This window comes from Streptomyces sp. NPDC093064, assembly GCF_044754605.1.
GTDB lineage: Bacteria > Actinomycetota > Actinomycetes > Streptomycetales > Streptomycetaceae > Streptomyces.
In genome coordinates, this window is sequence record NZ_JBIVPK010000034.1 from 16,292 (window position 1) to 42,579 (window position 26,288).

Annotated in this window: 26 protein-coding genes; 17 read left to right on the top strand and 9 right to left on the bottom strand. The window is 71.9% G+C overall.

The features are described 5' to 3' along the window. Nucleotides 1–124 precede the first annotated feature (124 nt). The 9 genes from ACIQFZ_RS30530 to ACIQFZ_RS30570 all read left to right on the top strand — a co-directional run bounded on the left by ACIQFZ_RS30530 (nt 125) and on the right by ACIQFZ_RS30570 (nt 7,586). Nucleotides 125–733, top strand: coding sequence for a riboflavin synthase (locus tag ACIQFZ_RS30530; RefSeq protein WP_141362849.1), 609 nt, complete (start codon nt 125–127; stop codon nt 731–733). Next, nucleotides 730–1,374 carry a nicotinamide riboside transporter PnuC gene (locus ACIQFZ_RS30535; protein WP_383060689.1) on the top strand — a complete coding sequence of 215 codons (645 nt, stop codon included), beginning with the start codon at nt 730–732 and terminating at the stop codon, nt 1,372–1,374. The genes ACIQFZ_RS30530 and ACIQFZ_RS30535 overlap by 4 nt, the downstream gene beginning before the upstream one ends. After that, entirely contained in the window at nt 1,371–2,699 is a 1,329-nt protein-coding gene (locus ACIQFZ_RS30540) for a bifunctional 3,4-dihydroxy-2-butanone-4-phosphate synthase/GTP cyclohydrolase II (RefSeq protein WP_402692710.1), read from the top strand. The genes ACIQFZ_RS30535 and ACIQFZ_RS30540 overlap by 4 nt, the downstream gene beginning before the upstream one ends. A gap of 22 nt (nt 2,700–2,721) precedes the next feature. Beyond that, a complete protein-coding gene (ribH, locus tag ACIQFZ_RS30545) occupies nt 2,722–3,207 on the top strand; it encodes a 6,7-dimethyl-8-ribityllumazine synthase (RefSeq protein ID WP_402692711.1) in 486 nt (161 codons plus the stop codon). A gap of 34 nt (nt 3,208–3,241) precedes the next feature. Then, nucleotides 3,242–3,514 carry a phosphoribosyl-ATP diphosphatase gene (locus ACIQFZ_RS30550; RefSeq protein ID WP_031486114.1) on the top strand — a complete coding sequence of 91 codons (273 nt, stop codon included), beginning with the start codon at nt 3,242–3,244 and terminating at the stop codon, nt 3,512–3,514. Between the two features lie 71 nt (nt 3,515–3,585). Next, nucleotides 3,586–4,434, top strand: coding sequence for an ATP phosphoribosyltransferase (gene hisG, locus ACIQFZ_RS30555; protein ID WP_365775547.1), 849 nt, complete (start codon nt 3,586–3,588; stop codon nt 4,432–4,434). Between the two features lie 21 nt (nt 4,435–4,455). Further along, the gene (locus ACIQFZ_RS30560; protein ID WP_365425665.1) at nt 4,456–4,923 is read left to right on the top strand and encodes a PH domain-containing protein; all 468 of its coding nucleotides are present in this window, start codon (nt 4,456–4,458) and stop codon (nt 4,921–4,923) included. A 225-nt stretch (nt 4,924–5,148) separates the two neighbouring features. Further along, the gene (locus ACIQFZ_RS30565) at nt 5,149–6,495 is read left to right on the top strand and encodes a hemolysin family protein (RefSeq protein WP_365425663.1); all 1,347 of its coding nucleotides are present in this window, start codon (nt 5,149–5,151) and stop codon (nt 6,493–6,495) included. Beyond that, nucleotides 6,492–7,586 (top strand): hemolysin family protein, encoded by a 1,095-nt coding sequence (locus ACIQFZ_RS30570; protein ID WP_365425661.1) that lies wholly within the window; start codon nt 6,492–6,494, stop codon nt 7,584–7,586. Before ACIQFZ_RS30565 ends, ACIQFZ_RS30570 begins: the two co-directional genes overlap by 4 nt. 29 nt (nt 7,587–7,615) lie before the next feature. Here ACIQFZ_RS30570 and ACIQFZ_RS30575 read toward each other — a convergent pair whose 3' ends face one another. Then, entirely contained in the window at nt 7,616–9,481 is a 1,866-nt protein-coding gene (locus ACIQFZ_RS30575; protein ID WP_365775545.1) for an AAA family ATPase, read from the bottom strand. A gap of 431 nt (nt 9,482–9,912) precedes the next feature. After that, nucleotides 9,913–10,581, bottom strand: coding sequence for a uridine kinase (locus ACIQFZ_RS30580; RefSeq protein ID WP_402692712.1), 669 nt, complete (start codon nt 10,579–10,581; stop codon nt 9,913–9,915). Nucleotides 10,582–10,800: 219 nt separating this feature from the next. Here ACIQFZ_RS30580 and ACIQFZ_RS30585 point away from each other — a divergent pair, with 219 nt between their 5' ends. After that, on the top strand, nt 10,801–12,177 hold the full coding sequence (locus tag ACIQFZ_RS30585; RefSeq protein WP_402692713.1) for a peptidase C39 family protein: 1,377 nt from the start codon (nt 10,801–10,803) through the stop codon (nt 12,175–12,177). A 122-nt stretch (nt 12,178–12,299) separates the two neighbouring features. Further along, nucleotides 12,300–12,998, top strand: a complete 699-nt coding sequence (locus ACIQFZ_RS30590) for a TetR/AcrR family transcriptional regulator (RefSeq protein WP_376652328.1) — start codon at nt 12,300–12,302, stop codon at nt 12,996–12,998. Between the two features lie 77 nt (nt 12,999–13,075). Here the strand turns inward: ACIQFZ_RS30590 and ACIQFZ_RS30595 are convergent, their stop codons facing one another. Then, complete coding sequence (locus tag ACIQFZ_RS30595) at nt 13,076–14,305, bottom strand: glycoside hydrolase family 18 protein (RefSeq protein ID WP_402692714.1); 1,230 nt, start codon at nt 14,303–14,305, stop codon at nt 13,076–13,078. Nucleotides 14,306–14,627: 322 nt separating this feature from the next. On the opposite strand from ACIQFZ_RS30595, the gene ACIQFZ_RS30600 reads away from it, so the two are divergent. Then, nucleotides 14,628–15,800: an acyl-CoA dehydrogenase family protein gene (locus ACIQFZ_RS30600; RefSeq protein ID WP_361417171.1), complete on the top strand. Its 1,173-nt coding sequence runs from the start codon at nt 14,628–14,630 to the stop codon at nt 15,798–15,800. Here the strand turns inward: ACIQFZ_RS30600 and ACIQFZ_RS30605 are convergent. Beyond that, entirely contained in the window at nt 15,763–16,014 is a 252-nt protein-coding gene (locus ACIQFZ_RS30605; RefSeq protein ID WP_361417174.1) for a hypothetical protein, read from the bottom strand. The two genes, ACIQFZ_RS30600 and ACIQFZ_RS30605, sit on opposite strands and share 38 nt — an antisense overlap. A 179-nt stretch (nt 16,015–16,193) precedes the next feature. Beyond that, on the bottom strand, nt 16,194–16,640 hold the full coding sequence (locus ACIQFZ_RS30610; protein WP_365427313.1) for a hypothetical protein: 447 nt from the start codon (nt 16,638–16,640) through the stop codon (nt 16,194–16,196). A 234-nt stretch (nt 16,641–16,874) separates the two neighbouring features. Between ACIQFZ_RS30610 and ACIQFZ_RS30615 the strand changes: the two genes are divergently transcribed. The 4 genes from ACIQFZ_RS30615 to fxsA all read left to right on the top strand — a co-directional run bounded on the left by ACIQFZ_RS30615 (nt 16,875) and on the right by fxsA (nt 21,017). Further along, nucleotides 16,875–17,315, top strand: coding sequence for an Lrp/AsnC family transcriptional regulator (locus ACIQFZ_RS30615; protein ID WP_141362887.1), 441 nt, complete (start codon nt 16,875–16,877; stop codon nt 17,313–17,315). Nucleotides 17,316–17,445: 130 nt separating this feature from the next. Beyond that, a complete protein-coding gene (locus ACIQFZ_RS30620) occupies nt 17,446–19,047 on the top strand; it encodes an amidohydrolase (RefSeq protein ID WP_383060695.1) in 1,602 nt (533 codons plus the stop codon). A 546-nt stretch (nt 19,048–19,593) separates the two neighbouring features. Further along, complete coding sequence (locus tag ACIQFZ_RS30625; RefSeq protein ID WP_365775541.1) at nt 19,594–20,400, top strand: polyprenol monophosphomannose synthase; 807 nt, start codon at nt 19,594–19,596, stop codon at nt 20,398–20,400. Nucleotides 20,401–20,441: 41 nt separating this feature from the next. Beyond that, on the top strand, nt 20,442–21,017 hold the full coding sequence (gene fxsA / locus ACIQFZ_RS30630) for an FxsA family membrane protein (RefSeq protein ID WP_365427322.1): 576 nt from the start codon (nt 20,442–20,444) through the stop codon (nt 21,015–21,017). Between the two features lie 130 nt (nt 21,018–21,147). Here the strand turns inward: fxsA and ACIQFZ_RS30635 are convergent, their stop codons facing one another. The 4 genes from ACIQFZ_RS30635 to ACIQFZ_RS30650 all read right to left on the bottom strand — a co-directional run bounded on the left by ACIQFZ_RS30635 (nt 21,148) and on the right by ACIQFZ_RS30650 (nt 24,638). Beyond that, nucleotides 21,148–21,522 (bottom strand): RNA polymerase-binding protein RbpA, encoded by a 375-nt coding sequence (locus ACIQFZ_RS30635; protein WP_003977404.1) that lies wholly within the window; start codon nt 21,520–21,522, stop codon nt 21,148–21,150. A 279-nt stretch (nt 21,523–21,801) separates the two neighbouring features. Next, the gene (locus ACIQFZ_RS30640; RefSeq protein WP_365434492.1) at nt 21,802–23,151 is read right to left on the bottom strand and encodes an MFS transporter; all 1,350 of its coding nucleotides are present in this window, start codon (nt 23,149–23,151) and stop codon (nt 21,802–21,804) included. A gap of 72 nt (nt 23,152–23,223) precedes the next feature. Beyond that, nucleotides 23,224–23,991: a glycerophosphodiester phosphodiesterase gene (locus ACIQFZ_RS30645; protein ID WP_376652308.1), complete on the bottom strand. Its 768-nt coding sequence runs from the start codon at nt 23,989–23,991 to the stop codon at nt 23,224–23,226. Further along, nucleotides 23,988–24,638: a YitT family protein gene (locus ACIQFZ_RS30650; RefSeq protein ID WP_402692715.1), complete on the bottom strand. Its 651-nt coding sequence runs from the start codon at nt 24,636–24,638 to the stop codon at nt 23,988–23,990. The genes ACIQFZ_RS30645 and ACIQFZ_RS30650 overlap by 4 nt, the downstream gene beginning before the upstream one ends. 100 nt (nt 24,639–24,738) lie before the next feature. Between ACIQFZ_RS30650 and ACIQFZ_RS30655 the strand changes: the two genes are divergently transcribed. Beyond that, the gene (locus ACIQFZ_RS30655; protein WP_365434501.1) at nt 24,739–26,238 is read left to right on the top strand and encodes a PLP-dependent aminotransferase family protein; all 1,500 of its coding nucleotides are present in this window, start codon (nt 24,739–24,741) and stop codon (nt 26,236–26,238) included. Nucleotides 26,239–26,288: the final 50 nt, after the last annotated feature.

The following is a 26,288-nucleotide window of genomic DNA, read 5'->3' on the forward strand; positions in this document are numbered from 1 at the left end:
TCTGGACTCGCCCTTAACGGGCGGGTCCCGTCCGGTGTCGCCCTCCGAGTGTCCTCGTTCGTGCAGTCTGTCGACGTCGGCAGCCCCCGGAGTCCGTGCCCGAAGAGGCAGGAGGACCCGGGAAGTGTTCACCGGAATCGTCGAAGAGCTGGGCGAAGTCACCGCCGTGGAGGACCTCGGCGACGCCGCCCGCTTCCGGCTCCGCGGCCCCGTCGTGACCGAGGGCGCGCGGCATGGCGACTCCATCGCCGTGAACGGGGTCTGTCTCACCGTCGTCGAGCACGAGGGCGACGAGTTCACCGCCGACGTCATGGCGGAGACCCTCAAGCGCTCAAGCCTCGGCGTCCTCACCACCGGCTCCCGCGTCAACCTCGAACGCCCCACCGCCGTGGGCGCCCGCCTCGGGGGCCACATCGTGCAGGGGCACGTCGACGGCACCGGCACGATCCTGGACCGCACCCCCTCCGAGCACTGGGAGATCGTGAAGATCTCGCTGCCGCCGGACCTCGCGCGCTACGTCGTCGAGAAGGGCTCCATCACCGTCGACGGCATCAGCCTCACCGTCGTCGAGGCCGGCGACGAACACTTCACCGTCAGCCTCATCCCCACCACCCTGGCGCTGACCACCCTCGGCCTGAAGCAGCCCGGCGACCCGGTCAACCTCGAGGTGGACGTCGTCGCCAAGTACGTCGAGCGGCTGCTCGGCGACCGTGCGCGGGGAGCCGGACGGTGAACTGGCTCAACTCCGAGGCGTTCAGCCTCCTCGGCCAGCACATCAAGTGGTCGGACATGGCCGGCAACGTCATCGGCCTGCTCGGCCTGGCGTTCGGCTGGCGGCGCTCCATCTGGAGCTGGCCCACCCAGTTCCTGTCCGGCCTGATCCTGTTCGCCGCGTTCGCCACCGCCCATTTCTCGGGCAGCGCCGGCAAGCAGGTCGTCGTCATGGTCGTCGCCGCCTTCGGCTGGTGGCAGTGGAACCGCGGCAAGGGTGGGGCGGCGGACGGCCACATCGCCGTACGGTTCGCCACCTGGCGCGAGCGTGCCGTGCTGCTCGGCGCCGCCGCGGTCGGCACGGTCGCCGTCGCCGGACTGTTCCAGGCCTACCCGTCGCTGTCCTGGGCCCCCTGGCCCGACGCCTACATCTTCGTCGGCACCGTCGTCGCCATGTACGCGCAGGCACGCGGCATGGTCGAGTTCTGGTTCGCCTGGCTGCTCGTCGACGTCGTCGGCGTACCGCTCAACTTCGCCAACGGCTTCGCCTTCTCCGGCTTCGTCTACATCATCTACGGCGCACTGGTCCTGTGGGGCATGCGCGACTGGTGGCTGCGCACCCGCACGGACGCGCGGCCGGTCCTGGAAGGAGCGCCCGCATGACCGCGGCAACCGTCCTCTACGGCACCGACAACGTCGAGGACTTCACACTCGACCCGGTCGAGCGGGCCGTCGCCGACATCGCGGCCGGCCGCCCGGTCGTGGTCGTCGACGACGAGGACCGCGAGAACGAGGGCGACCTCGTCATCGCCGCCGAGAAGGCGACCCCCGAGATCGTCGCCTTCATGATGAGCGAGTGCCGCGGCCTGATCTGCGCGCCCATGGAGGGCGAGGAGCTGGACCGGCTGAAGCTGCCGCAGATGGTCGAGGAGAACACCGAGTCGATGAAGACCGCCTTCACGGTCTCCGTCGACGCCGGTGCCGCCCACGGCGTCACCACCGGCATCTCCGCCTCCGACCGATCCACCACTCTCCAGCTGCTGGCGAGCGGCACCGCGGAGCCCACCGACCTCGTCCGGCCCGGCCACGTCTTCCCGCTGCGCGCCCGTTCGGGCGGGGTGCTCGTCCGCCCCGGCCACACCGAGGCGGCCGTCGACCTCGCCCGGCTCGCGGGGCTGCGCCCGGCCGGCGCGATCGTCGAGATCGCCGGTGAGGACGGCCGGATGCTCCGCCTGCCCGAACTGATGGTCTTCGCCCGCAAGCACGGCCTGACGATCATCTCCATCGAGGACCTGATCGCGCACCGGCGCTCGCCCGAGCTCCCGGCCCCGTCCGAGCAGGAGGAACGGCCGTCCCAGCCCGCGGTCCGCCGCGAGGCCGAGGTCCGCCTGCCCACCGCGCACGGCACCTTCACCGCGTACGGCTACCGCTCCACCGCCGACGGCGTCGAGCACGTGGCCCTGGTGCACGGCGAGATCGGCGACGGCGAGGACGTCCTGGTCCGCGTCCACTCCGAGTGCCTCACCGGAGACGTCTTCCGTTCCCAGCGCTGCGACTGCGGCCCCCAGCTCGACACCTCCCTGGAGCGCATCCAGAAGGAGGGCCGGGGAATCGTGGTCTACCTGCGCGGCCACGAGGGGCGCGGCATCGGCCTGATGTCCAAGCTGCGCGCCTACGAGCTCCAGGAGCGCGGCCGGGACACGCTCGACGCCAACCTCGAACTCGGACTGCCGGCCGACGCCCGCGACTACGGCGCCGGCGCGCGGATCCTTCAGGACCTCGGGGTCAGGAGCGTGCGCCTGCTGACCAACAACCCCGACAAGATCGACGCCCTGCTCCGCCACGGCCTGAAGGTCACCGGACGGGAGCCGATGCCCGTCCAGGCCGGCGAGCACAACCTCCGCTACCTGCGCACCAAGCGGGACCGGATGGGGCACGACCTGCCCTGGCTGGACACCACCGCCGTGTCCACCTGCGGCAACCAGTAAGCGAAAAGACTCGAGGAGACACGTGAGCGGCAAGGGTGCACCGGAACTGTCCGTCCGGAACGTCGGAGACCTCAGGGTCGCCGTCGTCGCGGCGCTGTGGCACGAGAAGGTGATGGACGGACTGGTGGACGGGGCCCTGCGCGCCCTGCACGAGCTGGGGATCGACGAGCCGACCCTGCTCCGGGTGCCGGGCAGCTTCGAGCTCCCGGTGGTGGCGAAGGTCCTGGCCGGGCGCGGCTACGACGCGGTCGTCGCCCTCGGCGTCGTCATCCGCGGCGGCACCCCCCACTTCGACTATGTGTGCCAGGGCGTCGCCAACGGCCTGACCCAGGTGTCGGTGGAGACCGGCGTTCCCGTCGGCTTCGGCGTGCTCACCTGCGACACCGAGGAGCAGGCCCTGGAGCGGGCCGGCCTGGAGGGATCCAGCGAGGACAAGGGCCACGAGGCGGTCACCGCGGCGGTCGCGACCGCCGCCACGCTGCGCTCGGTATCCGAACCCTGGCGGTGAGCAGCCGCCCGGAGCGCGTAGGGTTGGCACCACCATGTCCAAGAAGACGTTCGAGGAGCTCTTCACCGAGCTCCAGCACAAGGCAGCCAACGGCGACCCCGCCACCTCCCGCACCGCCGAGCTGGTCGGCAAGGGCGTCCATGCCATCGGCAAGAAGGTCGTCGAGGAGGCCGCCGAGGTCTGGATGGCCGCCGAGTACGAGGGCAAGGAGGCGGCCGCCGAGGAGATCTCGCAGCTGCTGTACCACGTCCAGGTGATGATGGTCGCCCGCGGCATCTCCCTGGACGACGTCTACGCCCACCTCTGAGCACTCCGAGCACTCCGAGCACCAGCAACCGCACACACTGCCGTACAAGACGAACGAAGGAAGCCGACCTCATGCTGCGCATCGCCGTCCCCAACAAGGGTTCACTCTCCGGCCCTGCGGCGGACATGCTGCATGAGGCCGGCTACCAGCAACGGCGGGAGTCCAAAGAGCTGCGGATCGTCGACCCGGTCAACGAGGTCGAGTTCTTCTACCTTCGCCCCCGCGACATCGCGATCTACGTCTCCACCGGCCGCCTGGACATCGGCATCACCGGCCGCGACCTGCTCATCGACTCCGGCGCGGGCGCCGAGGAGATCCTGCCGCTCGGCTTCGCCCGCTCCACGTTCCACTACGCGGCCAAGCCCGGCACGGTCGGCGGCGTCGGGGACCTGAACGGCAAGACGGTCGCCACGTCCTACGAGGGCATCGTCAGCAAGCACCTCGCCGACAGCGGCATCGACGCGTCCGTCGTCCACCTGGACGGCGCCGTGGAGACCGCCATCGAGCTCGGTGTGGCCGAGGCCATCGCCGACGTCGTCGAGACCGGCACCTCCCTGCGCAACGCCGGACTGGAGATCGTCGGCGAGTCGATCATGAAGTCCGAGGCGATCGTCGTCCGCCGCACCGGCGCCGACGCCGAAGAGCCCAAGGTGCAGCAGTTCCTGCGCCGCCTCCAGGGCGTCCTGGTGGCCCGGACGTACGTGATGATGGACTACGACTGCCGGGTCGAGCAGCTGGAGAAGGCCGTCGCGCTCACCCCGGGCCTGGAGTCCCCGACCGTCTCCCCGCTGCACAACGAGGGCTGGGTCGCCGTGCGCGCCATGGTCCCCGCCAAGGAGGCGCAGCGGATCATGGACGATCTGTACCAGCTCGGCGCCCGGGCCATCCTCACCACGGCCATCCACGCCTGCCGTCTCTGAGGGACGAGGAGGCACACAGAGATGTCCGATCTGCCCGCACTTCCCGTCACCTTCCGGCCGGGCCGCACCCGGGTCGTCCTGCTCACCGCCGGAGCGGCCATCTTCGTGGTGATCACGACCGTGGGGCTGCTCCTGGAGCAGCTCAGCCCCGGCGAACGGGTGAGTTTCGCCTTCACCGGCGCGCTCCTGGCCGGGGTCCTGGTCCTGCTCGCCCGCCCGAAGGTGGTCGCCGACGACTCGGGTGTGACCGTCGTCAACATCGCCGGCCGGCGCCATTTGGCGTGGGCCGAGATAATACAGGTCAATCTGCGCCCGGGTGATCCGTGGGTGTTCCTGAACCTCAGCGACGGCACCAGCCTGGCCGCGCTGGGCATCCAGCCGGGCATCGCGAAACAGCAGGCCATCGCCGATGCGCGCGCCCTGCGCGCGCTCGTCGAAGCCCGTTCGGTCTCGGGCCCCGAGGGGTCCCCGGACGAACCTCAGGGCTGACTCGGGGACGTCCGCCCTGCCGCATCTGCCGGTGTCTTGATTAATCTGGTTACGGACGCGTTTTCGCTGCGCCTCCGCCCCTGGGTTCCACGACCGGTGCCAGGGGCTCCTGCTACCCGAGGAGTGACTCCCTCCGGCGATGGACGGATCGTCCTGCAGTACCTGCGTCGCCCCCTGCCGACATAGCGCGGACCTGTTCCGCGTATATGCACAGGCGGCGGCATCATGACCATCCCCCTGCTGCTCCTCGGAGCGGCGTTCCTGCTCATTCTCGCCAACGGCTTCTTCGTCGCGGCCGAGTTCGGCCTGGTCACGGTCGAGCGCCCGGACGCCGAGAAGGCCGCCGAGGAGGGCGACAGACGGGCCCTCAGGGTCGTCGAGTCCCTCAAGGAGCTGTCCTTCCAGCTCTCCGGCACCCAGCTCGGCATCACCATCACCTCCCTGGTCGTCGGCATGCTCGCCGAGCCGGCGCTGGCCGGGCTGCTGCGCGGCCCGTTCGCGGCGGCCGGTGTCCCCGGCGGAGCCGTCTCCGGGGTAGCCGTCGTCGTCGGCATGCTGCTGGCCTCGGCGGTCCAGATGGTGATCGGCGAGCTCGTACCCAAGAACTGGGCGGTCTCGCGGCCCCTCCAGGTGGCGCGTTTCGTGGCCGGCCCACAGCACCTCTTCTCGCGCCTGTTCCACCCGGTGATCGCGGCGCTCAACACGGTCGCCAACCGGCTGGTGCGCGCCCTGGGCGTCGAACCCACGGAGGAGCTGGCCTCCGCCCGCACCCCCGGCGAGCTGGTCTCGCTGGCCCGCCACTCGGCCCGGGCCGGCGCCCTCGAACAGGACACCGCGGACCTCTTCGTGCGCACCCTGTCCCTGGGCGACCTGACCGCACAGCACGTCATGACCCCGCGGGTGAAGGTCAGCGCGCTGCAGTCCTCGGCGACCGCCGAGGACGTGGTGAACCTCACCCGTGCCACCGGCCTGTCCCGCTTCCCCGTCTACCACGAGAAGATCGACGAGGTCGTCGGCATGGTCCACCTCAAGGACGCCCTCGCGGTGCCGTCCGACGAGTGGCTGCGCACCCCGGTGGGCCGTATCGCCCGCCCGGCGCTGCTGGTCCCCGAGACCCTGCCGGTGCAGCCGCTGCTCGCCCAGCTGCGCAACGAGCAGCCGATCGCGGTCGTCGTCGACGAGTACGGCGGCACCGCGGGCGTCGTCACCCTGGAGGACATCGTCGAGGAACTCGTCGGCGAGGTCCGCGACGAGCACGACGCCACGGACGTGCCGGAACTCGCGCCGGCCCCGCCCGAGGACGGCAGCCCCGCCTGGGACGTCGACGGCGGCTGCCGTGTCGACCTGCTCCGGCGGATCGGCCTGCACGCGCCCGAGGGCCCGTACGAGACCGTCGCCGGCCTGGTCGCCGACCTGCTCGGCCGTATCCCGGCCCCCGGCGACAGCGCCGAGCTGCCGGGCTGGCGGCTGGCCGTGCGCCAGGTCGGGCACTACCGCGCGGAGCGGGTCCGGCTGGTCCGCACCGTCTCCCTGACCGACCCGGTCCCGGCCGTGGCGGAGGCCGCCCGATGAGCGTGATCCAACTGCTTTTCGCCGCGCTGCTGGTCCTCGCCAACGGCTTCTTCGTCGGCGCCGAGTTCGCCCTCGTCTCCGTCCGCCGCAGCCAGATCGAACCGCTCGGCACGGCCCGGGCCCGCCAGGTGCTGCACGGTCTGGAGCGGCTGCCGCAGATGATGGCCGCCGCCCAGTTCGGCATCACCATCTGCTCGCTGACCCTGGGCGCCGTCGCCGAGCCGACGGTGGCCCGCCTGCTGGAGCCGGTGTTCGCATGGCTCCACATGCCCAGCGGCATGGTCCACCCGCTCGGCTACGTCATCGCGCTGGCGGCCGTGGTCTTCTTCCACCTCGTCATCGGCGAGATGGTGCCGAAGAACCTCGCGATGGCCGCGCCGGAGAAGGCCGCGCTGTGGCTCGGCCCCGGTCTGGTCGCCTTCGCCCGGCTGTGCCGGCCGATCACGGTGGCGCTCGGCGCCTGCGCCAAGGGTGTCCTGCGGATCTTCCGCGTCGAGCCCAAGGACGAGGTCGAGGCCGCCTTCACCAGCGTGCAGCTGGGCCGTCTGGTGGAGGACTCCCGCCAGGCGGGGCTGCTCGACCCCGAGGAGCAGGAACGTCTGGAGGACGCCCTGGAGCTGGGCTCCCGCCCGGTGACCGACGTCCTGCTCCAACGCGAGGCGCTGGTCACGGTCGGCCCGTCGGTCACCTCGGCCGAGATCGTCGCCCTCACCGCCCGGACGGGTTACTCCCGCTTCCCGGTGGCTGCGGGCAACGGTGCCTTCCTGGGCTACGTGCACGTCAAGGACGTGCTCGACGTGGAGGACGCCGAGCAGGCCGTACCGCAAAGGACGTGGCGCCCGATGACGACCCTGCGGGCCGAGCTGCCGCTGGACGACGCCCTGACCGTCATGCGCCGGGCGGCCACCCACCTGGCCCAGGTGGCGGATGCCTCCGGCAAGGTGCTGGGCCTGGTGGCCCTGGAGGACGTACTGGAACTGCTCGTGGGCGAGGTGCGCGACCCCGCACACCGCGCGGCGACGGAGGTACGGCTGACCGAGCCGCGGGGGAGCGGGGAGCCGGAGGAGGCACTGGCCACCCAGGTCCCGTAAGGAACGCGGACGAGGGGCCCCAGGATCCGTCACAGAGCCGACGGATCCTGGGGCCCCCGTCCCGACAGCACCTCCCCGTACGCCTGCATCAGGTCCGGCAGTCTCAGGGTCGACAAGTCGTCCCGGGTCGGCGTTGCCGGGTACGTCGACAGCCGCAGGTCCCGGTAGGCGCAGCTCTTCTCGTACAGGGTCCGCAGGAACCGGCCGTTGCCGAGTTCGTCGATCCAGCCCTGGTCGACCACGTGCCCGGCGATCGAGTGCAGCTCGTCCCGGGCCTCGTCGTCCCACAGGTCGCCGTTCTCCGTGGCGAGCACCTGGCCGATCTCGGTGAGTTCCCCGGGCCGGTACGACGGGAAGTCCACCCGGGTGGTGAAGCGCGACGACAGCCCGGGGTTCGCGGCGAGCAGGCGGTCCATGCCCTCGGGGTAGCCGGCGAGGATCACCACCAGGTGGTCGCGGTTGTCCTCGGCCCGCTTGAGCAGCACCTGCAGGGCCTCGTCGCCGTACGCGTCGCCCTTGCCGTAGCCCGAGTTCGACAGGGAGTAGGCCTCGTCGACGAAGAGCACGCCGCCGATCGCGGAGTCGATCAGCTCGTTGGCCTTGACGGCGGTCTGCCCCAGGTACTCGCCGACCAGGTCCGCCCGCTGCGCCTCCACCAGGTGGTCGCCGCCGAGCAGGCCGAGCGCGTAGAAGACACGGCCGAGGATGCGGGCGACGGTGGTCTTGCCGGTGCCCGAGGGGCCGGAGAAGACGAAGTGGCGTTTGGGCGGCTGCACGGGCAGCCCCTGCCCGGCCCGCAGCCGCGCCATGTTCAACTGCGCCGACAGGGCCTTGACCTGCCGCTTCACCGGTTCGAGCCCCACCATGCGCTCGAGTTCGGAGAGTGCTTCCTCCAGTAACGCCGGATCGGTGGGCCCGGTGGGCAGCGGCACGTCGGCCGCCGGGGTGCGCCGGCGCACCGCCGGATCGGTCACCGACGGCATCGAACCGGTCACCGACAGGTCGGTCCCGGACAGCTTCAGGTCCCGGCCCTCGGTGCCGAACAGCGGGTCCAGCAGATCCGAGCCGTCCATGATGTCCTGCCCGAGGCCGGTCAGGGTGATCGCGGCGAGGCCGGCCGTGTCCTCGTACCCGTCGCCCTCGGAGATCGCCGCGAGCCGCGCCGAGGTGTCCATGAAGGCCGGATCGACCCGGTGCACCGCCCGGTACAGGGGAAGTGCCGCCGCGCTGCGGCCGGTGCCCTCGTGGGCCCGCGCCAGCCAGTACCTGAGTTCCTTGCGCTGCGGCTGCTCACTGCGGCAGCGCATCAGCGCGGCCGACAACAGCGGCTCGGCCTGCCCGTACATCTCCAGGCGCACCCGGGCCATGCCGCCGAACAGTCCGGCCTCGATGCCGAGCAGCGGATCGTCGAGCAGCGTGTCGGTGTGCCGGACGAGCTGCTCCCAGTCCTTGACGAGGTAGGCGCGGCAGGCGTGCAGAAAGCGGACCTGGGGGTCGGCGTCCACCGGCGGCAGCCCGGCCAGCGCGCGGTCCAGTTCGGGGACATGGCGGCCGTCCAGCCAGTGCGAGGCGTGCGCGAGCAGCAGGTCGCGCGGGCTCTCCAGCACGGGCTGGACCCACCAGCCCAGCCAGTACCAGGAGTTGAGGGTGCGGCGGTGCCGGGCGCGCTGTTCGCCGAAGCGTTCGCGGTGCCGGAACATCCTCAGCAGCGCGGTCGTCGTGTCGACGCGCAGCGCGTGCAGGCCGAGCCAGCCGTCGGCCATCCCCGGGTCCAGCCGCACCGCGGCCCGGAACTCCTCCTCCGCCTGCGGATAGGCGCCCATGGTGTAGGCGTCCACGCCTCGCAGCCACGCGAGGTCGGCCGGGGCCTTCGGGCCCTGCGTGCCGAAGTCCATCACGTCCCCCACAAACCGTGCCCCCGAAGGTTCGCCGCCAGGCATCCACCTGACGGCTTCCTGTGGTCGAACCGCTTTACCGCGGACCGGAGTTGCAGGTGCGCGAAGCAGTCGTTCAAAGGTCGCACCGAGGGCATCGTACCTGCGGGGCCGCCGCCCGCCGAAGGGTGCCGCACAGGCCGTTCCGCGAGGTGGCGGCGCACGGGACGCATCCGGTGTGGTGACCGAGGGTGAGCAAATGACATCGTGCAGCGTCCGAAAAACGCGAAGAGGGCAGAACGAAGCCCCCGATCACGGGGGAACAATCGGGGGCTTCGTGACTGCGGGCGGTGCGCGATGACCGCTCATTGAGAACGTAAGACCTGTACGGCCCCCGGGTCAAGCGGAGTTGAGGGACTTGGGAAAGTTACCCGGCAAGGGTCTTCACAAGTTCAGCACACTGCCGACGACCCGTCACCGTGGGTGACGAACTGGTCCGGTCCAACGGCCCCGGCAGGCCCCGGCAACACCGCGTATCCCTCTGGCAACTGCCGCACCAGAAGATCGGCGAAGGGCCGCGAGGGGTCCTCGGCGAAGTGCCGGCGCTCGGCCTCGACCCACCCGGACCAGAACTCCCGCTGCTCCTCACCGTCGCGCGACCGGCCTCGCGCCCAGGCCTCCTCGCGCGGCAGATCCATCCACAGCAGGTGCGCCAGATACGGACGCAGCGCCCGCCGTCCGGCGCCCACGCCCTCGATGAGGACCACGGGCGCCGGCGGCAGCGCCCGCGCGGCGGCCTTGAACCGCCGTGCCCGCCAGTCGTAGGGGGCATAGCGCGCCGTCGCCCCCCGCCCGAGGGGTTCGACGACCTCGCTCAGCAGCCGACCCTCCCACGCGAACAGCTCCCCATGGCTCGCGACGTCGTCCAGGTGCAGCACGGGAGCGCCGCCCAGCGCCGTGGCCAACTCCCCGGTGAACGTGGACTTCCCGGATCCCGCGTGCCCGTCGACGCCGACCAGCCGCACGGTCCCGCAGGACGGCGGCGCATCACGAAGGAGGGCGGCGAGGGCGCGGATGGCGATTCCCGGAGTGTGTAGAGGGGGCGTTTTCTCCGTGGTCATTCTAGTGACCGCTCCCCGCGCCGCCGGTGGCCGCGGCGGGCCGCGCGGGCGGGCCGCCTGCCTGGCGGCGCGGGGACTCGGCGCAGGTCATGCCAGTGGTGGAGACCAATATTGGTAGGCGTGGCGTATGCCGAAGTGCTGGCAGGAGGCGGGCGTCACGGCCATAGTGGGCGCAGCCACGGACCCGCCCGACTTCGGACACCTGGGGGTCATCCACCCATGAGCAGAGCCGAACAGCCGTCCCGCAGATCCGTCCTGGCCGTCGCGGTCGCCGCGGCGGCGATGGCGGGTGGCGCGGCCCCGGCGGCCGCCGCGACCACGGCCGCCCCCGCCACCGGCGCCAAGGACGCCGGAGCCGCCCCGGCCCGCCCGATCGACTACCGCGCCTGGACCACGTACACCGACTGGCGCGCGGGCACGGCCCGCGGCACCCGCGCCGTCGCGGGCGCCCGGCCCGGCCTGGAGATCGCGCAGCCCGCGGGTACCACCGACTACACCGACCCGCACACCGGCACGACCGCGACCTGGGAGTACGCCACCTGGACAAGCCCGGTGCACCGGCTGTCCGTGCCGGCCACGGAGGCGGTCGCCTCCTGGAACGCGCACACCCCGGCCGGCACCTGGATCCAGGTCGAACTACGCGGCACGTATTCCGACGGCACGGACACCCCCTGGTACGTGATGGGCCGCTGGGCGGCCGGCGACCAGGACGTCAAACGGACCTCCGTCGACGGCCAGCGCGACGGCCGCAGCACCATCTGGACGGACACCTTCTCCCTGGACGCCCCGGCCTCCGGGCTGCGCCTCACCTCCTACCGGCTGCGGCTCACCCTCCATCGCAGGCCCGGCACCTGGCTCACGCCCACCGTCTGGCGGATCGGCGCCATGGGCTCCGACGTCCCCGACCGCTTCACCGTCCCGGCCTCCGCACCCGGCGTGGCCAAGGAGTTGACCGTCCCGCGCTACTCGCAGTCGATCCACTCCGGCCAGTACCCCGAGTACGACAACGGCGGCGAGGCCTGGTGCAGCCCCACCTCCTCCCAGATGATCATCGAGTACTGGGGCGGACGGCTCACCCCCGAGCAACTGTCCTGGGTCGACCCGTCCTACGCCGACCCGCAGGTCTGCAACGCGGCCCGGTACACGTACGACTACCAGTACGAAGGCTGCGGCAACTGGCCGTTCAACGCCGCCTACGCGGCCACCTTCAAGGACCTCCAGGCAGTGGTGACCCGGCTCGGCTCGCTCACCGACCTGGAGACGCTGATCGCGGCCGGCATCCCGGCCATAACGTCCCAGTCCTTCCTCAACACCGAGCTGACCGGCGCCGGTTACGGCACCAACGGCCACCTCATGACCGTCATCGGCTTCACCGCCGACGGTGACGTGATCGCCAACGACCCGGCATCGCCGAACGACGCGGCGGTACGGCGTGTCTACCGGCGCCGGGAGTTCGAGAACATCTGGCTCAGGACCAAGCGCTACAACGCCTCCGGCAAGGTCGCCTCCGGCTCCGGCGGCATCTGCTACCTGTACTTCCCGACCCACCTCACGGGCCACCAGCGCAAGGCGCTCGCCGCCGTCGGCGTGAGCTGACCGGAACTCCGCGCCTGTACGAAGGCCCCGGGCGACCGGGGCCTTCAAGGCGACCTGCCTCCGGGCCATGCCGGCCTGCCATACTGCGGTTGTCCGACCGCCAGTTGGAGGCCAAGGTCGAATTGAATATCAGTCAACCGCGTGAGACCGCCCGCCCCCAAGCTCTGAACTCCGTTCGGGCAGGGGGGACCCCCAGCCGGGTGCGCGGCACCGAGCGCTCCGAGGGGCGTCGCGCCGAACTCCTCGCCGTCGGACGGAGGTTGTTCGCCGACACGTCCTACGACGCCCTTTCGATGGACGACATCGCCCGGCAGGCCCATGTGGCCAAGGGACTGATCTACTACTACTTCCGGTCCAAGCGCGGCTACTACCTGGCGATCATCGAGGACTCCGTCGTCGACCTGGTCACCTCCGCGGCACGGGGCCTGGAGATGCCGGCCGTGGACCGGGTGCAGCGCACCATCGACGGCTACCTGCGCTACGCGGAGCACAACCAGGCCGCCTACCGCACCATCGTCAGCGGCGGCGTCGGCTTCGACACCGAGGTGCACGCCATCCGGGACGGCGTGCGCGAGGCCATCGTCGCGACCATCGCGGAGGGTGCCTACGGCCGTACCGCCATCGCCCCGGTGGCCCGCATGGGGCTGCTCGCCTGGGTGTGCAGTGTCGAGGGCGCCACCCTCGACTGGATCGGCCGGCCCGGACTTTCCCGGGAGACCATGCGCGAGTTGCTGGTGAAGACCCTCGGCGGCGCACTGCGCGCCATCGAGGAGATCGACCCGACCCACCCGGCCCCCGCACCCGCCCGCCGCGACGACTGAGGGACAGGGGCCCAGGAGGGGTGAGGAGGCGGGGCGGAGGGGGTCTCGCCCTCCGCCCCGCCTCCTCGGATGCGGCGCTACTTGATCGCCTTGATCAGCTCACCGCTCGCGGTGTCCCCGCTCAGCTCCCAGAAGAACGTCCCGCCCAGACCCTGGTCGTTCTTGTAGTTCATCTTGGTCGCGATGGTCGCCGGAGTGTCGTAACTCCACCATTGGCTGCCGCACTTGGCGTACGCGGTGCCGCCCACCGTGCCGGTCGCCGGGCACTTGGTCCTGAGCACCTTGTAGTCGTCGATGCCCTGTTCGTACGTGCCCGCCGCCGGTCCGGTCGCCTTGCCGCCGGGAGCGGACTGGGTGACGCCGGTCCAGCCGCGGCCGTAGAAGCCGATGCCGAGCAGCAGCTTCGAGGCGGGGATCCCGAGGCCCTTGAGCTTGGCGATGGTCGCCGAGGTGGTGTACTCCGTCTTCGGAATGCCGGAGTAGGAGGTCAGCGGCGAGTGCGGAGCCGTCGGCCCGGCCGCGTCCCAGGCGCCGAAGTAGTCGTAGGTCATGGGGTTGTACCAGTCGACAGACGCCGCGGCGCCCGCGTAGTCGGCCGCGTCGATCTTGCCGCCGCTACTGGCGTCCGCCGGGATCGCGGCGGTGACCAGCGCACCGCCGAACTTGGCGCGCAGCGCCGCCATCAGGTTCTTGTAGGCCGCGCGGCCGCTGGTGTCGCAGGTGTTGCCGCAGGCGTTGGGGTACTCCCAGTCGATGTCGATGCCGTCGAAGACGCCCGCCCACTTGGAGTTGTTGACCAGGTCGTAGCAGGACTGGGCGAAGGCGGCCGGGTTCTTCGCGGCCTCGCCGAAGCCGCCCGACCAGGTCCAGCCGCCGAACGACCACAGCACCTTCAGACCCGGGTGCTTCTTCTTCAGCTTCAGCAACTGGTTGAAGTTGCCGCGCAGCGGCTGGTCCCAGGTGTCGGCGACTCCGTCCACCGACTCCTCGGCGGTGTAGGCGCGGTCGGTCGCCGCGTACGCGTCGCCCATGGCGCACTTGCCGCCGGTGAAGTTGCCGAAGGCGTAGTTGATGTGGGTGAGCTTCGCCGCGGAGCCGGAGGTCTCGATGTTCTTGACGTGGTACTTGCGGTCGTAGACGCCCCATTCGGTGAAGTAGCCGACCACCTTGGAGCCCGCGGCGGCCGGTTGCGCGGCGGATCGGGTGGGGGTGGCGGTGGCCGTGCCCGCGCCGGCGAGCAGTCCGGCGCCGAGCGCGACGGTGCAGGCGGCGGACAGCAGCGCCCGGAGGCGGTGCGGAGTGTGCATCGGTGTCTCCTCGTGGGGGAGAGGGGATCGTGCCGATTGGCATGAACGCGGTAAGCGTTGGTTCGGGCACCCTAGGAGGACTAGACCAGTGCGGTCAATGGTTCGGACCAATTTCGGGCCTTCGGGATTTCTTGAAGTAAGCGGTCGTTAACCGGTGACGAGATGCCTCGGATCGGGCATACTCACAGCGCACAGCCGCTGGTCAGCAGCTTCCGTGACCCGGGATCGCCGACACCGGCTGGGCCCGAGAAAGACCCCGGCGGAGCCGCCCCACCCAAGGCGCACATCCGCCGATGTGCCCGAAAGGGAGGAGAGCGTCGCCATGCCCGACCGCGCCCCGCAGCCGGTGGACCGGCAACTGCCCACGGAGGAGGCCCGGGATCTGATCTCGCTCGTCCGCGACATCGCGCAGCACGAGATCGCCCCGAAGGCGGCCGAGGAGGAGGACGCGGGACGCTTCCCGCGCGAGGTCTTCACCCTGCTCTCCCGCTCCGGCCTGCTCGGCCTTCCCTACGACTCCGAGTACGGCGGCGGCGACCAGCCCTACGAGGTCTACCTCCAGGTCCTCGAGGAGCTGGCCGCGGCCCGTCTCACCGTCGGCCTCGGCCTGAGCGTGCACACCCTCGCCTCCTACGGGCTCGCCGCCTACGGCACCAAGAAGCAGCAGGTCGAGCATCTGCCCGCGATGCTGGGCGGCGGTCTGCTCGGCGCGTACGCCCTCTCCGAGCCGGCCTCCGGCTCCGACGCCGCCTCGCTCAGCACCAAGGCGGTCCGGGACGGCGACGGCTGGGTGCTCACCGGGACGAAGTCCTGGATCACCCACGGCGGGATCGCCGACTTCTACACCGTGATGGCCCGCACCGGAGAGCGGGGCCCGCGCGGGATCACCGCCTTCCTCGTGCCGGGCGACGCCGAGGGCCTGAGCGCCGCGGCCCCGGAGAAGAAGATGGGCCTGAAGGGCTCGCCCACCGCGCAGATCCACCTCGACGGTGTGCGGGTCGGCGACGACCGGCGCCTGGGGGAGGAGGGGCAGGGCTTCGCCATCGCCCTGTCCGCGCTCGACTCCGGACGCCTCGGCATCGCGGCCTGCGCCATCGGCCTCGCCCAGGCCGCGCTGGACGAGGCCGTCGGCTACGCCGCCGGGCGGCAGCAGTTCGGGCGGCCGATCTCCGACTTCCAGGGGCTGCGGTTCATGCTCGCCGACATGGCGACGCAGATCGAGGCGGGCCGCGCGCTGTACCTGGCGGCGGCGCGGCTGCGGGACGCGGGCCTGCCGTTCGCACGGCAGGCGGCCATGGCCAAGCTGTTCTGCACGGACGCGGCCATGAAGGTGACCACGGACGCCGTCCAGGTGCTCGGCGGATACGGCTACACCACGGACTTCCCGGCCGAGCGCTACATGCGCGAGGCCAAGGTCCTGCAGATCGTCGAGGGCACCAACCAGATCCAGCGGATGGTCATCGCCCGTCACGTCGCGGGTCCCGAGACCCGCTGAGCTGCGCGAGACCGGCCGGCGGCGCCGCCAGCCGGACCCACTCCGGGTCGTGACGTCCCGGCAGGGTGCGGCCCCGGTCGGCCCAGGTGCGCATCAGGTCGCGGTAGATCGGCGGGTCCGTGGGCTGCGAAGGCACAGAGGGAACCGATTCTGCGGGCGGCGGCGGCACGAAGACGCGCCGCCGTCGTCCGGCTGCCGGATGCGTGGTGGTCATACCTGGGCAACGCGGAGTACGGCGGGCAGGTCACCGCCCGGTGGAATCGAGCGTGAGTTCACCGGCGTCCGGGCCTGCGGCCTCCGGGAAGTCAGGGGTGCTGTTCGGGCACCACGGCGGCCTGTGCGCCCTGGCCGTGGTGCGCGGACGGACGCGGGTGCCCGGCGGTGCGGCGCCGCTCAGGCGGCCAACCGGCGTAGCTGCGGCACGCGCATCGGGCGGGAGCCCGGGCCGCCCACGTGCGAGAAGGGCTGCATGCGCCAGTCGAGGCTCTGCGGGAGCGTCAACAGCAGCGCGGTGTCCTGCTCCTGGGGGTCGGCGGACTCGTCCGCGGGCCGGGCCTCGGACGCCCAGCGCCCCGTACCGGCGCAGGCCGTGAGCCCGAACGGGTTCCACGGCGAGACGCACAGCGCGTGTTCCGGCAGCACCTCCTCGTCCGCCAGCAGGGCGATGGGCTGCGCGCACTCCGGGCAGAACACCCGGTACATCTCGAAGGTGTCGTAGGCGTCGGATTCCGCGCCGTCCACGTCGTCGTCGATGTCGGGTTCCAGGCTCTCCGGCTGGAACTCGATGACCGACTGGTGTCGCCTGGGCACAGAACGACCAGGGCGCTTGAGACTCTGCATGGGATTCTCCCCCTAAGGCTGGGCCGTGAAGGCGCTGCGGCCTCGACCACAGCAAGCACTTCCCGTCCGCTCTCGCCGGTAATCACGAGAACATCACGGAGAGGCTTCGGGATGTGTGGTGTTGGTCACATGCCGCTCGCAGGTGCCCGCCGTGGTGGGTTTGTCCGCCGACGGGACACGACCCGGGCCGCTCGGCTGTCCCGGGAGATCAAGCACACTGTAGGTTCTTGCGCCATGGAGGAGCTGGACCGACAGATCGTGCAGCTGCTCGTCAAGGACGGGCGGATGAGCTACACCGACCTGGGCAAGGCCACCGGTCTGTCCACGTCGGCCGTGCACCAGCGGGTGCGGCGGCTGGAGCAGCGCGGTGTCATCCGCGGCTATGCCGCCGTCGTCGACGCGGAGGCGGTGGGGCTGCCCATGACCGCCTTCATCTCGGTCAAACCCTTCGATCCCAGCGCCCCCGACGACATCGCCGACCGGCTGGCCGGCGTCCCCGAGATCGAGGCCTGCCACAGCGTCGCCGGCGACGAGAACTACATCCTCAAGGTCCGTGTCTCCACCCCGCACGAGCTGGAGGAGCTGCTGGCCCGCGTACGCACGTTGGCGGGCGTCTCGACCCGTACCACGGTGGTCCTCTCCACCCCGTACGAATCCCGCCCGCCCCGTATCTGACCCGATCCGGCGCAGAAGGCACGTCCCGGGGCGCGGGGCGGGCTCGCCGGGGGCGCCTGCGGTGGAGTTCCGGAGCGTGTCCGGGTGACCTGCGTGCCGGAGGGTTCGGGGCAGGCGGGAGACTGGGGGCATGAGTGAGCGTGCTGCCGAGGTCCGGACCGTCCTTCTCCGGAGGGGCGAGGTCCACAGTCCCGCCGACCCGTTCGCGACCGCCATGGTCGTGGAGGCGGGCCAAGTGGCCTGGGTCGGCTCGGAGGGGGCGGCCGACGCCTTCGCCGACGGTGTCGACGAGGTGGTCGACCTGGACGGCGCCCTCGTCACCCCGGCGTTCACCGACGCCCATGTGCACACCACCGCCACCGGCCTCGCGCTCACCGGTCTCGACCTGTCCGACGCCCCCTCCCTGGAGGCGGCGCTCGCCCGGGTGCGGGACTTCGCCGCCGCCCGCCCGGACGACCGTGTCCTGCTCGGCCACGGGTGGGACGCGGCCCGCTGGCCCGGAGGACGTCCCCCGACGCGCGCCGGACTCGATGAGGCCACCGGCGGCCGGCCGCTCTACCTCAGCCGTATCGACGTGCACTCCGCGGTCGTCACCACGGCGCTGCTCGACCTCGCGGAGATCCACGGGCCCGTGGACGGCCCGCTGACCGCCGACGCCCACCACGCCGTCCGGGCCGCCGCGTTCGCCGCCGTCACCCCCGCCCAGCGCGCCGAGGCGCAGCGCGCGGCGCTCGCCCGTGCCGCCTCGCTCGGTATCGGATCGGTGCACGAGTGCGGCGGCCCGCGCATCTCCTCCGAGGACGACTTCACGGGCCTGCTGCGGCTCGCCGCCGAGGAACCTGGCCCCCGGGTCGTCGGCTACTGGGCCGAGCAGGACGTCGACAAGGCGCGCCGGCTGGGCGCCGCCGGCGCCGCCGGTGACCTCTTCGCCGACGGCTCCATCGGCTCGCACACCGCCTGCCTGCACGCGCCCTACACCGACGCCGCCCACACCGGCACCGCCTACCTGGACGCGGCCGCCGTCGCCGCCCACGTGGCCGCCTGCACCGAGGCGGGCCTCCAGGCGGGCTTCCACGCCATCGGCGACGCCGCCGTCACCGCGGTCGTCGACGGCGTGCGCGCCGCCGCGGAGAAGGTCGGCCTGGCCCGCGTCCGCGCCGCCAGGCACCGCGTCGAGCACGCCGAGATGCTCACGCCGGAGACCGTCGCCGCCTTCGCCGAACTCGGTCTCACCGCGTCCGTGCAGCCCGCCTTCGACGCCCTGTGGGGCGGCGAGGAGGGCATGTACGCCCAGCGCCTGGGCGCCGAGCGGGCCCGGACACTGAACCCCTTCGCGGCCCTGCTGCGCGCCGGCGTCCCCCTCGCCTTCGGCTCCGACAGCCCCGTCACCCCGCTGGACCCGTGGGGCACGGTCCGGGCGGCGGCCTTCCACCGCACCCCCGAGCACCGCGTCTCCGTCCGCGCCGCGTTCACCGCGCACACCCGCGGCGGCTGGCGGGCGGTCGGACGGGACGACGCGGGCGTCCTGGTGCCCGGCGCCCCCGCGGACTACGCCGTCTGGCACACCGGCGATCTCGTCGTCCAGGCCCCCGACGACCGGGTCGCACGCTGGTCGACCGACCCGCGCTCGGGAACGCCCGGGCTGCCCGACCTCACCCCGGGCGGTGACCTGCCCGTCTGCCTGCGGACCGTGGTGGGCGGGCGGACGGTGTTCGTACGGCCGGGCGAGTGATCTCCCGGGGACGCGCTGCGCCGCCCCGTGACCGCCGCCGGGTCGCGCGACCTGCGCATCCTCCGCCCCGACCCGGCGGTCAGGGACGTTTGTACAGGTCAAGGCACTGGTTGACAGGCGACGGCAGCGGGCCGATAGGTTCTGCCGGGTCCACCACCGGACGCCCGGCCGGGGAACTTCCGTACCCGCGTCGCGCCGCCGCTGCGTCAGGGACGGTGTGCCGCACCGGGTCACCGTCGCTGGGAGCCAGGCTCAGCGCCCGCGTCCGCGGGGGAACGTTCCGGATGGTCGGCAAGGTGTGACCCGGGTGGGGCCCGGGCGCTCAGTAGACAACGGCTTTCGGTAGACCCGCAGCCAGCGGATCCCAGGTCGGCCCGAAGGGCGCCGGGCCCCCATCCGCCGGACGGGCGGATCCATGACACGATCGAGGCGAGGGCCCTTACCCCGCTCTTGCCGAATCGACACCCCCATACGCCTGCGATGTCACGTCCTCGCAGGCCGGGGCCACTATGGTGGTCCCCTGCGTACGGACATGAAGGGGCAGTAGTGAACGACGGCGACGGCACCCCCTCGGCCGGCTCCCGAGCCCGGGACAGGCGACTCGGCCCGCTCGGCACGGCCTTGGTGATCATTCCGACCTACAACGAGGCGGAGAACATCAAGACGATCGTGAGCCGGGTGCGCACGTCCGTCCCCGAGGCGCACGTCCTCGTGGCCGACGACAACAGCCCCGACGGCACGGGCAAGCTCGCCGACGAGCTGGCGGCCGACGACGGGCACGTGCACGTGCTGCACCGCAAGGGCAAGGAGGGCCTCGGCGCCGCCTACCTCGCGGGCTTCCGCTGGGGCCTGGAGCGCGACTACGGCGTCCTGATCGAGATGGACGCCGACGGCTCCCACCAGCCCGAGGAACTGCCCCGGCTGCTGACCGCCCTCAAGGGCGCCGACCTGGTCCTCGGCTCCCGCTGGGTGCCGGGCGGACGCGTGGTGAACTGGCCGAAGTCCCGCGAGTTCCTCTCGCGCGGCGGCAGCACCTACTCCCGGATCGCCCTGGACCTCCCCCTGCGGGACATCACCGGCGGCTACCGCGCCTTCCGCCGGGAGACGCTGGAGGGCCTGGGCCTGGACGAGGTCGCCTCGCAGGGCTACTGCTTCCAGGTCGACCTGGCCCGCCGCGCCGTGAAGGCCGGCTACCACGTCGTCGAGGTCCCCATCACCTTCGTGGAGCGCGAGCACGGCGACTCCAAGATGAGCCGCGACATCCTCGTCGAGGCGCTGTGGCGGGTCACCGCGTGGGGCGTGGGGGAGCGGGTGACCAAGATCACTGGCCGGGGCGACAAGCCCCGGGCATAGTGCTTATCCGGGATTGAGCAGCCGCCAGGCACACTGGGAGCATGACGACTGGCGCTCCGACCTCTTCGTACTCCGCCCGGCCCCGGCGTTCCCGGCCCCGCCGGTACCTGCCGTTGGGCCTCGCGGTGTGGATCGTGCTGGAGATCTGGCTGCTGACGGCGGTCGCGGGAGCGGCGGGCGGGTTCACGGTCTTCCTGCTGCTGATTGCCGGCCTCGTCCTCGGCGCCGTGGTGATCAAGCGGGCGGGCCGCCGTGCCTTCCAGAACCTCAACGAGGCACTCCAGCAGGGCGGCGCCCCCTCCTCGCGCCGCGGTGGCAACGGCCTGATGATGCTGGGCGGCCTGCTGCTGATGATCCCCGGCCTGATCTCGGACGCGGTGGGCCTGCTCCTGCTGCTTCCGCCGGTCCAGCAGGCCGTGAGCCGCTACGCGGAGCGGACCGTCGATCGCAGGCTGCGCGAGGCCACCCCCGGCACGCTCGGCGACGCCTTCCAGCAGGTCCGCATCCACCGCCCCGACGGCAAGGTGGTCCAGGGCGAGGTGATCAGGGACGAGTCGGCGGACGCGGCAGGGCCGGCGGACGCGTCAGGGGAACAGCGCCCGCCGCTGACCCGGTGACCGCCGGCGCATCGCGCCACTTACGCCACCGAGAACGAACATGGCAGCGGGCGCCGTACGTGAACGTACGGCGCCCGCTGCCATGTTCGTGCGTGGCGTGCGCTGTGAACCGGCCCGGCCCCCGGCGGGACTACGCGCTCTTGCGGCTGTCCCGGGGATGGACGGCGATGTTCATCGCGCCGGACCGCAGCACGGCGAGACGCTCCTCGAGGACCTCTTCGAGCTCCTCGCGGGTACGCCGCTCCATCAGCATGTCCCAGTGCGTACGCGCCGGCTTCGCCTTTTTCTCCTCCGGCCCGTCGCCATCCACCAGGAGTGCCTGGGCCCCACAGACCTTGCACTCCCACTCCGGCGGGATCTCCGCCTCGACCGAGAAGGGCATCTCGAAACGATGCCCCTTCTCGCATGCGTACTCCACGGCCTGGCGCGGGGCCAGGTCGATACCGCGGTCGGTCTCGTAGCTGGTCACCACGAGGCGCGTGCCGCGAAGAGCTCGCTCACTCATGAATCGTGCCTCCCGGGCTTGTCGCCCACAGGACAGGTGTCGCTGTCGTCGTCATCCGGTCAACGTCCGGTCGGCGGTAAAGATTCCCGTTCCGATGTCCCGTTTCGGGTCATGCGTCGCCGTCGTAGCCGCAGCCTTGTCAACCAGTGCAGTACCCACCGGCGCCCGGTTTGTCACATCCGTTAGGAGATGTCACCCAGCGATTCGGCATCTTTGACGCGCAGTAACGGTACGCCTGGCAGGCCAAACGCGTACACTACCGCCCTTTCGCCTTGAGTGCTAAATCCGATCCGGAACGGGGTTGCCCGCGTCGCCGATCGCACGGCGCACCGGAACCCGGGCGAGCAGCACGAACCCGATCGCGAAGAACGCCACCAGCGAGATGATCGCGTCCCGGTAACTGCCGGTCAGCTGGTAGGTGATCCCGAACAGGAGCGGACCCAGCCAGCTCATGCCCCGGTCGCTCATCTCGTACGCCGAGAAGTACTCGGCCTCCTTGCCGGGCGGGACCAGGTGCGAGAACAGCGACCGGGACAGGGCCTGGCTCCCGCCGAGGACCAGCCCGATCCCGGCCGCCAGCACGAAGAACCACATCGGCGCCCCGGCCGGCAGGAAGTACCCGGCAGCCAGGATCACCGCCCACGCGGCCAGCGAGCCGAGGATCGTGCGCTTGGCCCCGTACCGGCGGGCCAGCCGTCCCATGCCGAGCGCCCCCGCCACCGCCAGCACCTGCACCATCAGCACCGCCGTGATGAGCGTCGACTGGCTCAGACCCAGCTCCCGGGAGCCGTACACCGAGGCCTGTGAGATCACCGTCTGGATGCCGTCGTTGTAGACGAGGTAGGCGAGCAGGAAGGACAAGGTGAGCGGTTTGCCCCGCATGTCCCGGATGGTGGAGGCGAGTTGGCGCCAGCCGTGGACCCGCGCCGCGGCGGGGGTGGTGCGGCGGTCGCGCAGCCGCTTCAGCGGGACGAGCGTGAAGAGGCCCCACCACAGACCGGCCGAGGCCAGGCAGATGCGCACGGCCGTCGACTCGGAGACGCCGAAGGAGTCGTGGGCGGTGAACAGGACGAGGTTCGCCACCAGCACCAGTGAGCCGGCCGCGTAGCCGAAGGCCCAGCCGCGCGAGGAGACCGCGTCGCGCTCCTCGGGCGGGGCGATCTGCGGCAGATAGGAGTTGTAGAGGACCATCGAGACGGCCACCGACGCGTTGGCGACCACCAGCAGCAGGCCGCCGAGCAGATAGCGGTGGCCGTCCAGGAAGAACAGGCCCGTGGTGGCGCCGGCACCCACATAGGCGGCGGCCGCTAGGAGCGGCTTCTTGCGGCCGGTGCGGTCGGCCGCCGCGCCGGCGACCGGCATCAGCACGATCGCCACGATGACGGACGCCGAGACGCAGTACGCGAAGAACGACCCCGCCCGCACCGGAATGCCCAGCGGGTGCACGAACCCGTCCGCGTCCGCCGCCGACTCGGCGACCGCCGTGAGGTAGGGGCCGAGGAAGACGGTGAGCACGCTCGTGGAGTAGACGGAGCACGCCCAGTCGTAGAAGTACCAGCCGCGCTGCTCGCGGCGCCGGTCGGCGGCCTCGTCGCCGGCCTGCCCTGCCCGCACGGTGTCGCTGCCCACCCGTGCCCTCGCTTCCCCGCTGGTTCCCCGGTTGCCGACGGTCCGCGAAGGCGAGCGGGGGTGCGTTGGGCCTCAGGCCCAGACGCCCCGGTCCTCCATGACCTTGCGCAACGTGTCGATGTGATCGGTCATGATGCCATCGACACCGAGGTCCAGGAGCCGGTGCATCAGCGCGGGTTCGTTGATCGTCCACACGTGCACGTGCAGCCCGCGCGCGTGGGCGGTGCGCACGAACCGCCGGTCGACCACCGGGACGCCGTACTGGGAGACGGGCACCTGCGCGGCCACCGCGGACCGGCGCGGCACCGCCGGCAGACCCCAGGAGCGCAGCCGCAGAGCCAGTACCCCGCGGGTGCCGTACGAGGTCGCGAGGCGGGGCCCGGCCAGGCGCTGCGCCCGGATCAGGCGCGCCTCGGAGAACGAGCCGACGCAGACGCGGTCCCAGGCGTTCGTCCGCTCGATCAGGTCCAGCAGGGGGCGCAGGGCGGGCTCCGCCTTGACGTCGACGTTCCAGCGGACCTCGGGGAAGCTTTCCAGCAGCTCCGCGAAGAGCGGCACCGGCTCCCGGCCCGCCACGCGCGCCTGGCGCACGTCCTCCCACGGCAGGTCCGCGATCCGGCCCGCGCCGTCGGTCGCCCGGTCCAGGGTCGCGTCGTGGAAGGCGACGAGCCGGCCGTCCGCCGTGGCGTGCACGTCGGTCTCCATGTAGCGGTAGCCGAGTCCGGCCGCGTGCCGGAACTGCGCCACGGTGTTCTCCAGCCCGTCGGCCGCCCCGCCGCGGTGCGCGAACGGGATGGGCCCCGGGTGGTCGAGGTACGGGTGGCGTACGGGCGTGGTCACGGACGCAGTATCGCTCGCTCGGGTGTCCCGGCGGCAACGGGCTTGTCTCCGGGCGGCGCCGGAACGGCGAACACACGCAGGAAGAGCTGGGCCAGCGGGCCGATGGACACCGCGTACAGCACCGTACCGACGCCGATCGTGCCGCCGAGGGCGAAGCCGGTGACCACGACCGCCACCTCCACGGCCGTCCGCATCAGGCGGATCGAGCGGCCGGTGCGCTGGTGCAGCCCCGTCATCAGTCCATCGCGGGGGCCGGGCCCGAAGCGGGTGGCGATGTAGAGGCCGGTGGCCACTCCGTTGAGCACGATGCCCGCCAGGAGCAGCGGAACCCGGACGGCCAGTGTGCGGGCGTCGGGCATCAGGGCGAGGGTGCCGTCCAGGGCGAGGCCGACGACGAAGACGTTGGAGACCGTGCCCAGGCCGGGACGCTGGCGCAGCGGGACCCACAGAAGCAGCACCACCGCGCCGATGATGATCGACACCACGCCGATCGTCAGGCCCGTCAGTTCGGACAGGCCCTGGTGCAGCACGTTCCATGGCTCCAGGCCCAGGCCCGCCCGGACGAGGAGCGCGGAGCTGGCGCCGTACAGCGCGAGGCCGACGTAGAGCTGTATCAGTCGTCGCCCGAGGCGGGCCGGTGTGGACAAAGTGTCCCCCCTGGTGGTGGAAGTGGCATGGTGGATGACACTCTGTGGCGTGGGGAGAATATCCATCCATGGCCAATTCGATGAAGGTGGACTGGTCATCATGACGCAGTGGACCTCTGCGGTGGGCGCCGCGCAGCTCGCTCGGCTGCTCAAGTCCCAGCAGGACCGCCCGGCGGGCCCGGGCTCACGCCGCCTGCCTGCCTACCGCGCGCTTGCCGACGGTATCCGGCTGCTGGTGCTCGAAGGCCGTGTCCCGGTGGCCGCCCGGCTGCCCGCCGAGCGCGAACTCGCCCTGTCTCTCTCCGTCAGCCGCACCACGGTCGCCGCCGCGTACGAGGCCCTGCGCACCGAGGGCTTCCTGGAGTCCCGGCGCGGCGCGGGCAGCTGGACCGCGGTGCCGGCCGGTAATCCGCTGCCCGCGCGCGGACTGGAGCCCCTGCCGCCGGAGGCGCTGGGCTCGATGATCGACCTGGGCACCGCGGCCCTGCCGGCCCCGGAGCCGTGGCTCACCCGCGCCGTGCAGGGCGCGCTGGAGGAACTGCCGCCCTACGCCCACACCCACGGCGACTATCCCGCCGGGCTGCCCGCACTCCGTTCGATGATCGCCGAGCGGTACACCACGCGCGGGATCCCCACCATGCCCGAGCAGATCATGGTGACGACGGGCGCCATGGGCGCCATCGACGCCATCTGCCACCTCTTCGGCGGCCGCGGCGAGCGCATCGCCGTCGAGTCGCCGTCCTACGCGAACATCCTCCAGCTGATGCGGGAGGCGGGCGCCCGGCTCGTGCCCGTGGCCATGGCCGAGGGGCTGACCGGGTGGGACCTGGACCGCTGGCGCCAGGTGCTGCGCGAGGCCGCGCCCCGGATCGCCTACGTCGTCGCCGACTTCCACAACCCGACCGGCGCGCTCGCCGACGAGGAGCAGCGGCGCAGGCTGGTGGAGGCGGCCCGCTCGGCAGGGACGGTGCTCGTCGTCGACGAGACGATGAGCGAGCTGCACCTGGAGCCGGGGCTCGCGATGCCGCGGCGGGTGTGCGCCTTCGACCCGGCCGGATCCACGGTGATCACCGTCGGCTCGGCCAGCAAGGCCTTCTGGGCCGGGATGCGCATCGGCTGGGTGCGGGCCGCCCCCGACGTGATCCGCAGCCTGGTCGCCGCGCGGGCCTACGCCGACCTGGGCACCCCCGTGCTGGAGCAGCTGGCCGTGAACTGGCTGTTCAGCACCGGAGGGTGGGAGGAGGCCGTGGCGGTCCGGCGGGACCAGGCCCGCGACAACCGGGACGCCCTGGTCGCGGCGGTCCGGCGCGAGCTGCCCGGCTGGGAGTTCGAGGTCCCCGCCGGCGGTCTCACGCTGTGGGTGCGCACCGGCGGCCTGTCGGGCTCCCGCATCGCCGAGGCGGGCGAGCGGGTGGGCGTCCGTGTCCCCTCCGGTCCGCGCTTCGGCGTCGACGGCGCCTTCGAGGGCTATGTCCGACTGCCGTTCACGGTCGCGGGGGCGGTGGCGGAAGAGGCGGCGACGCGGCTGGCAGCGGCGGCCCGGCTGGTGGAGGCGGGGGGTTCCGGCGGGGGCGAGTCCCCTCGCACCTTCGTCGCCTGAGCGCTGCCCGGGGGCCGGTGAGCCGGCTCGGGGCGGCGCGCCCCGCCTCC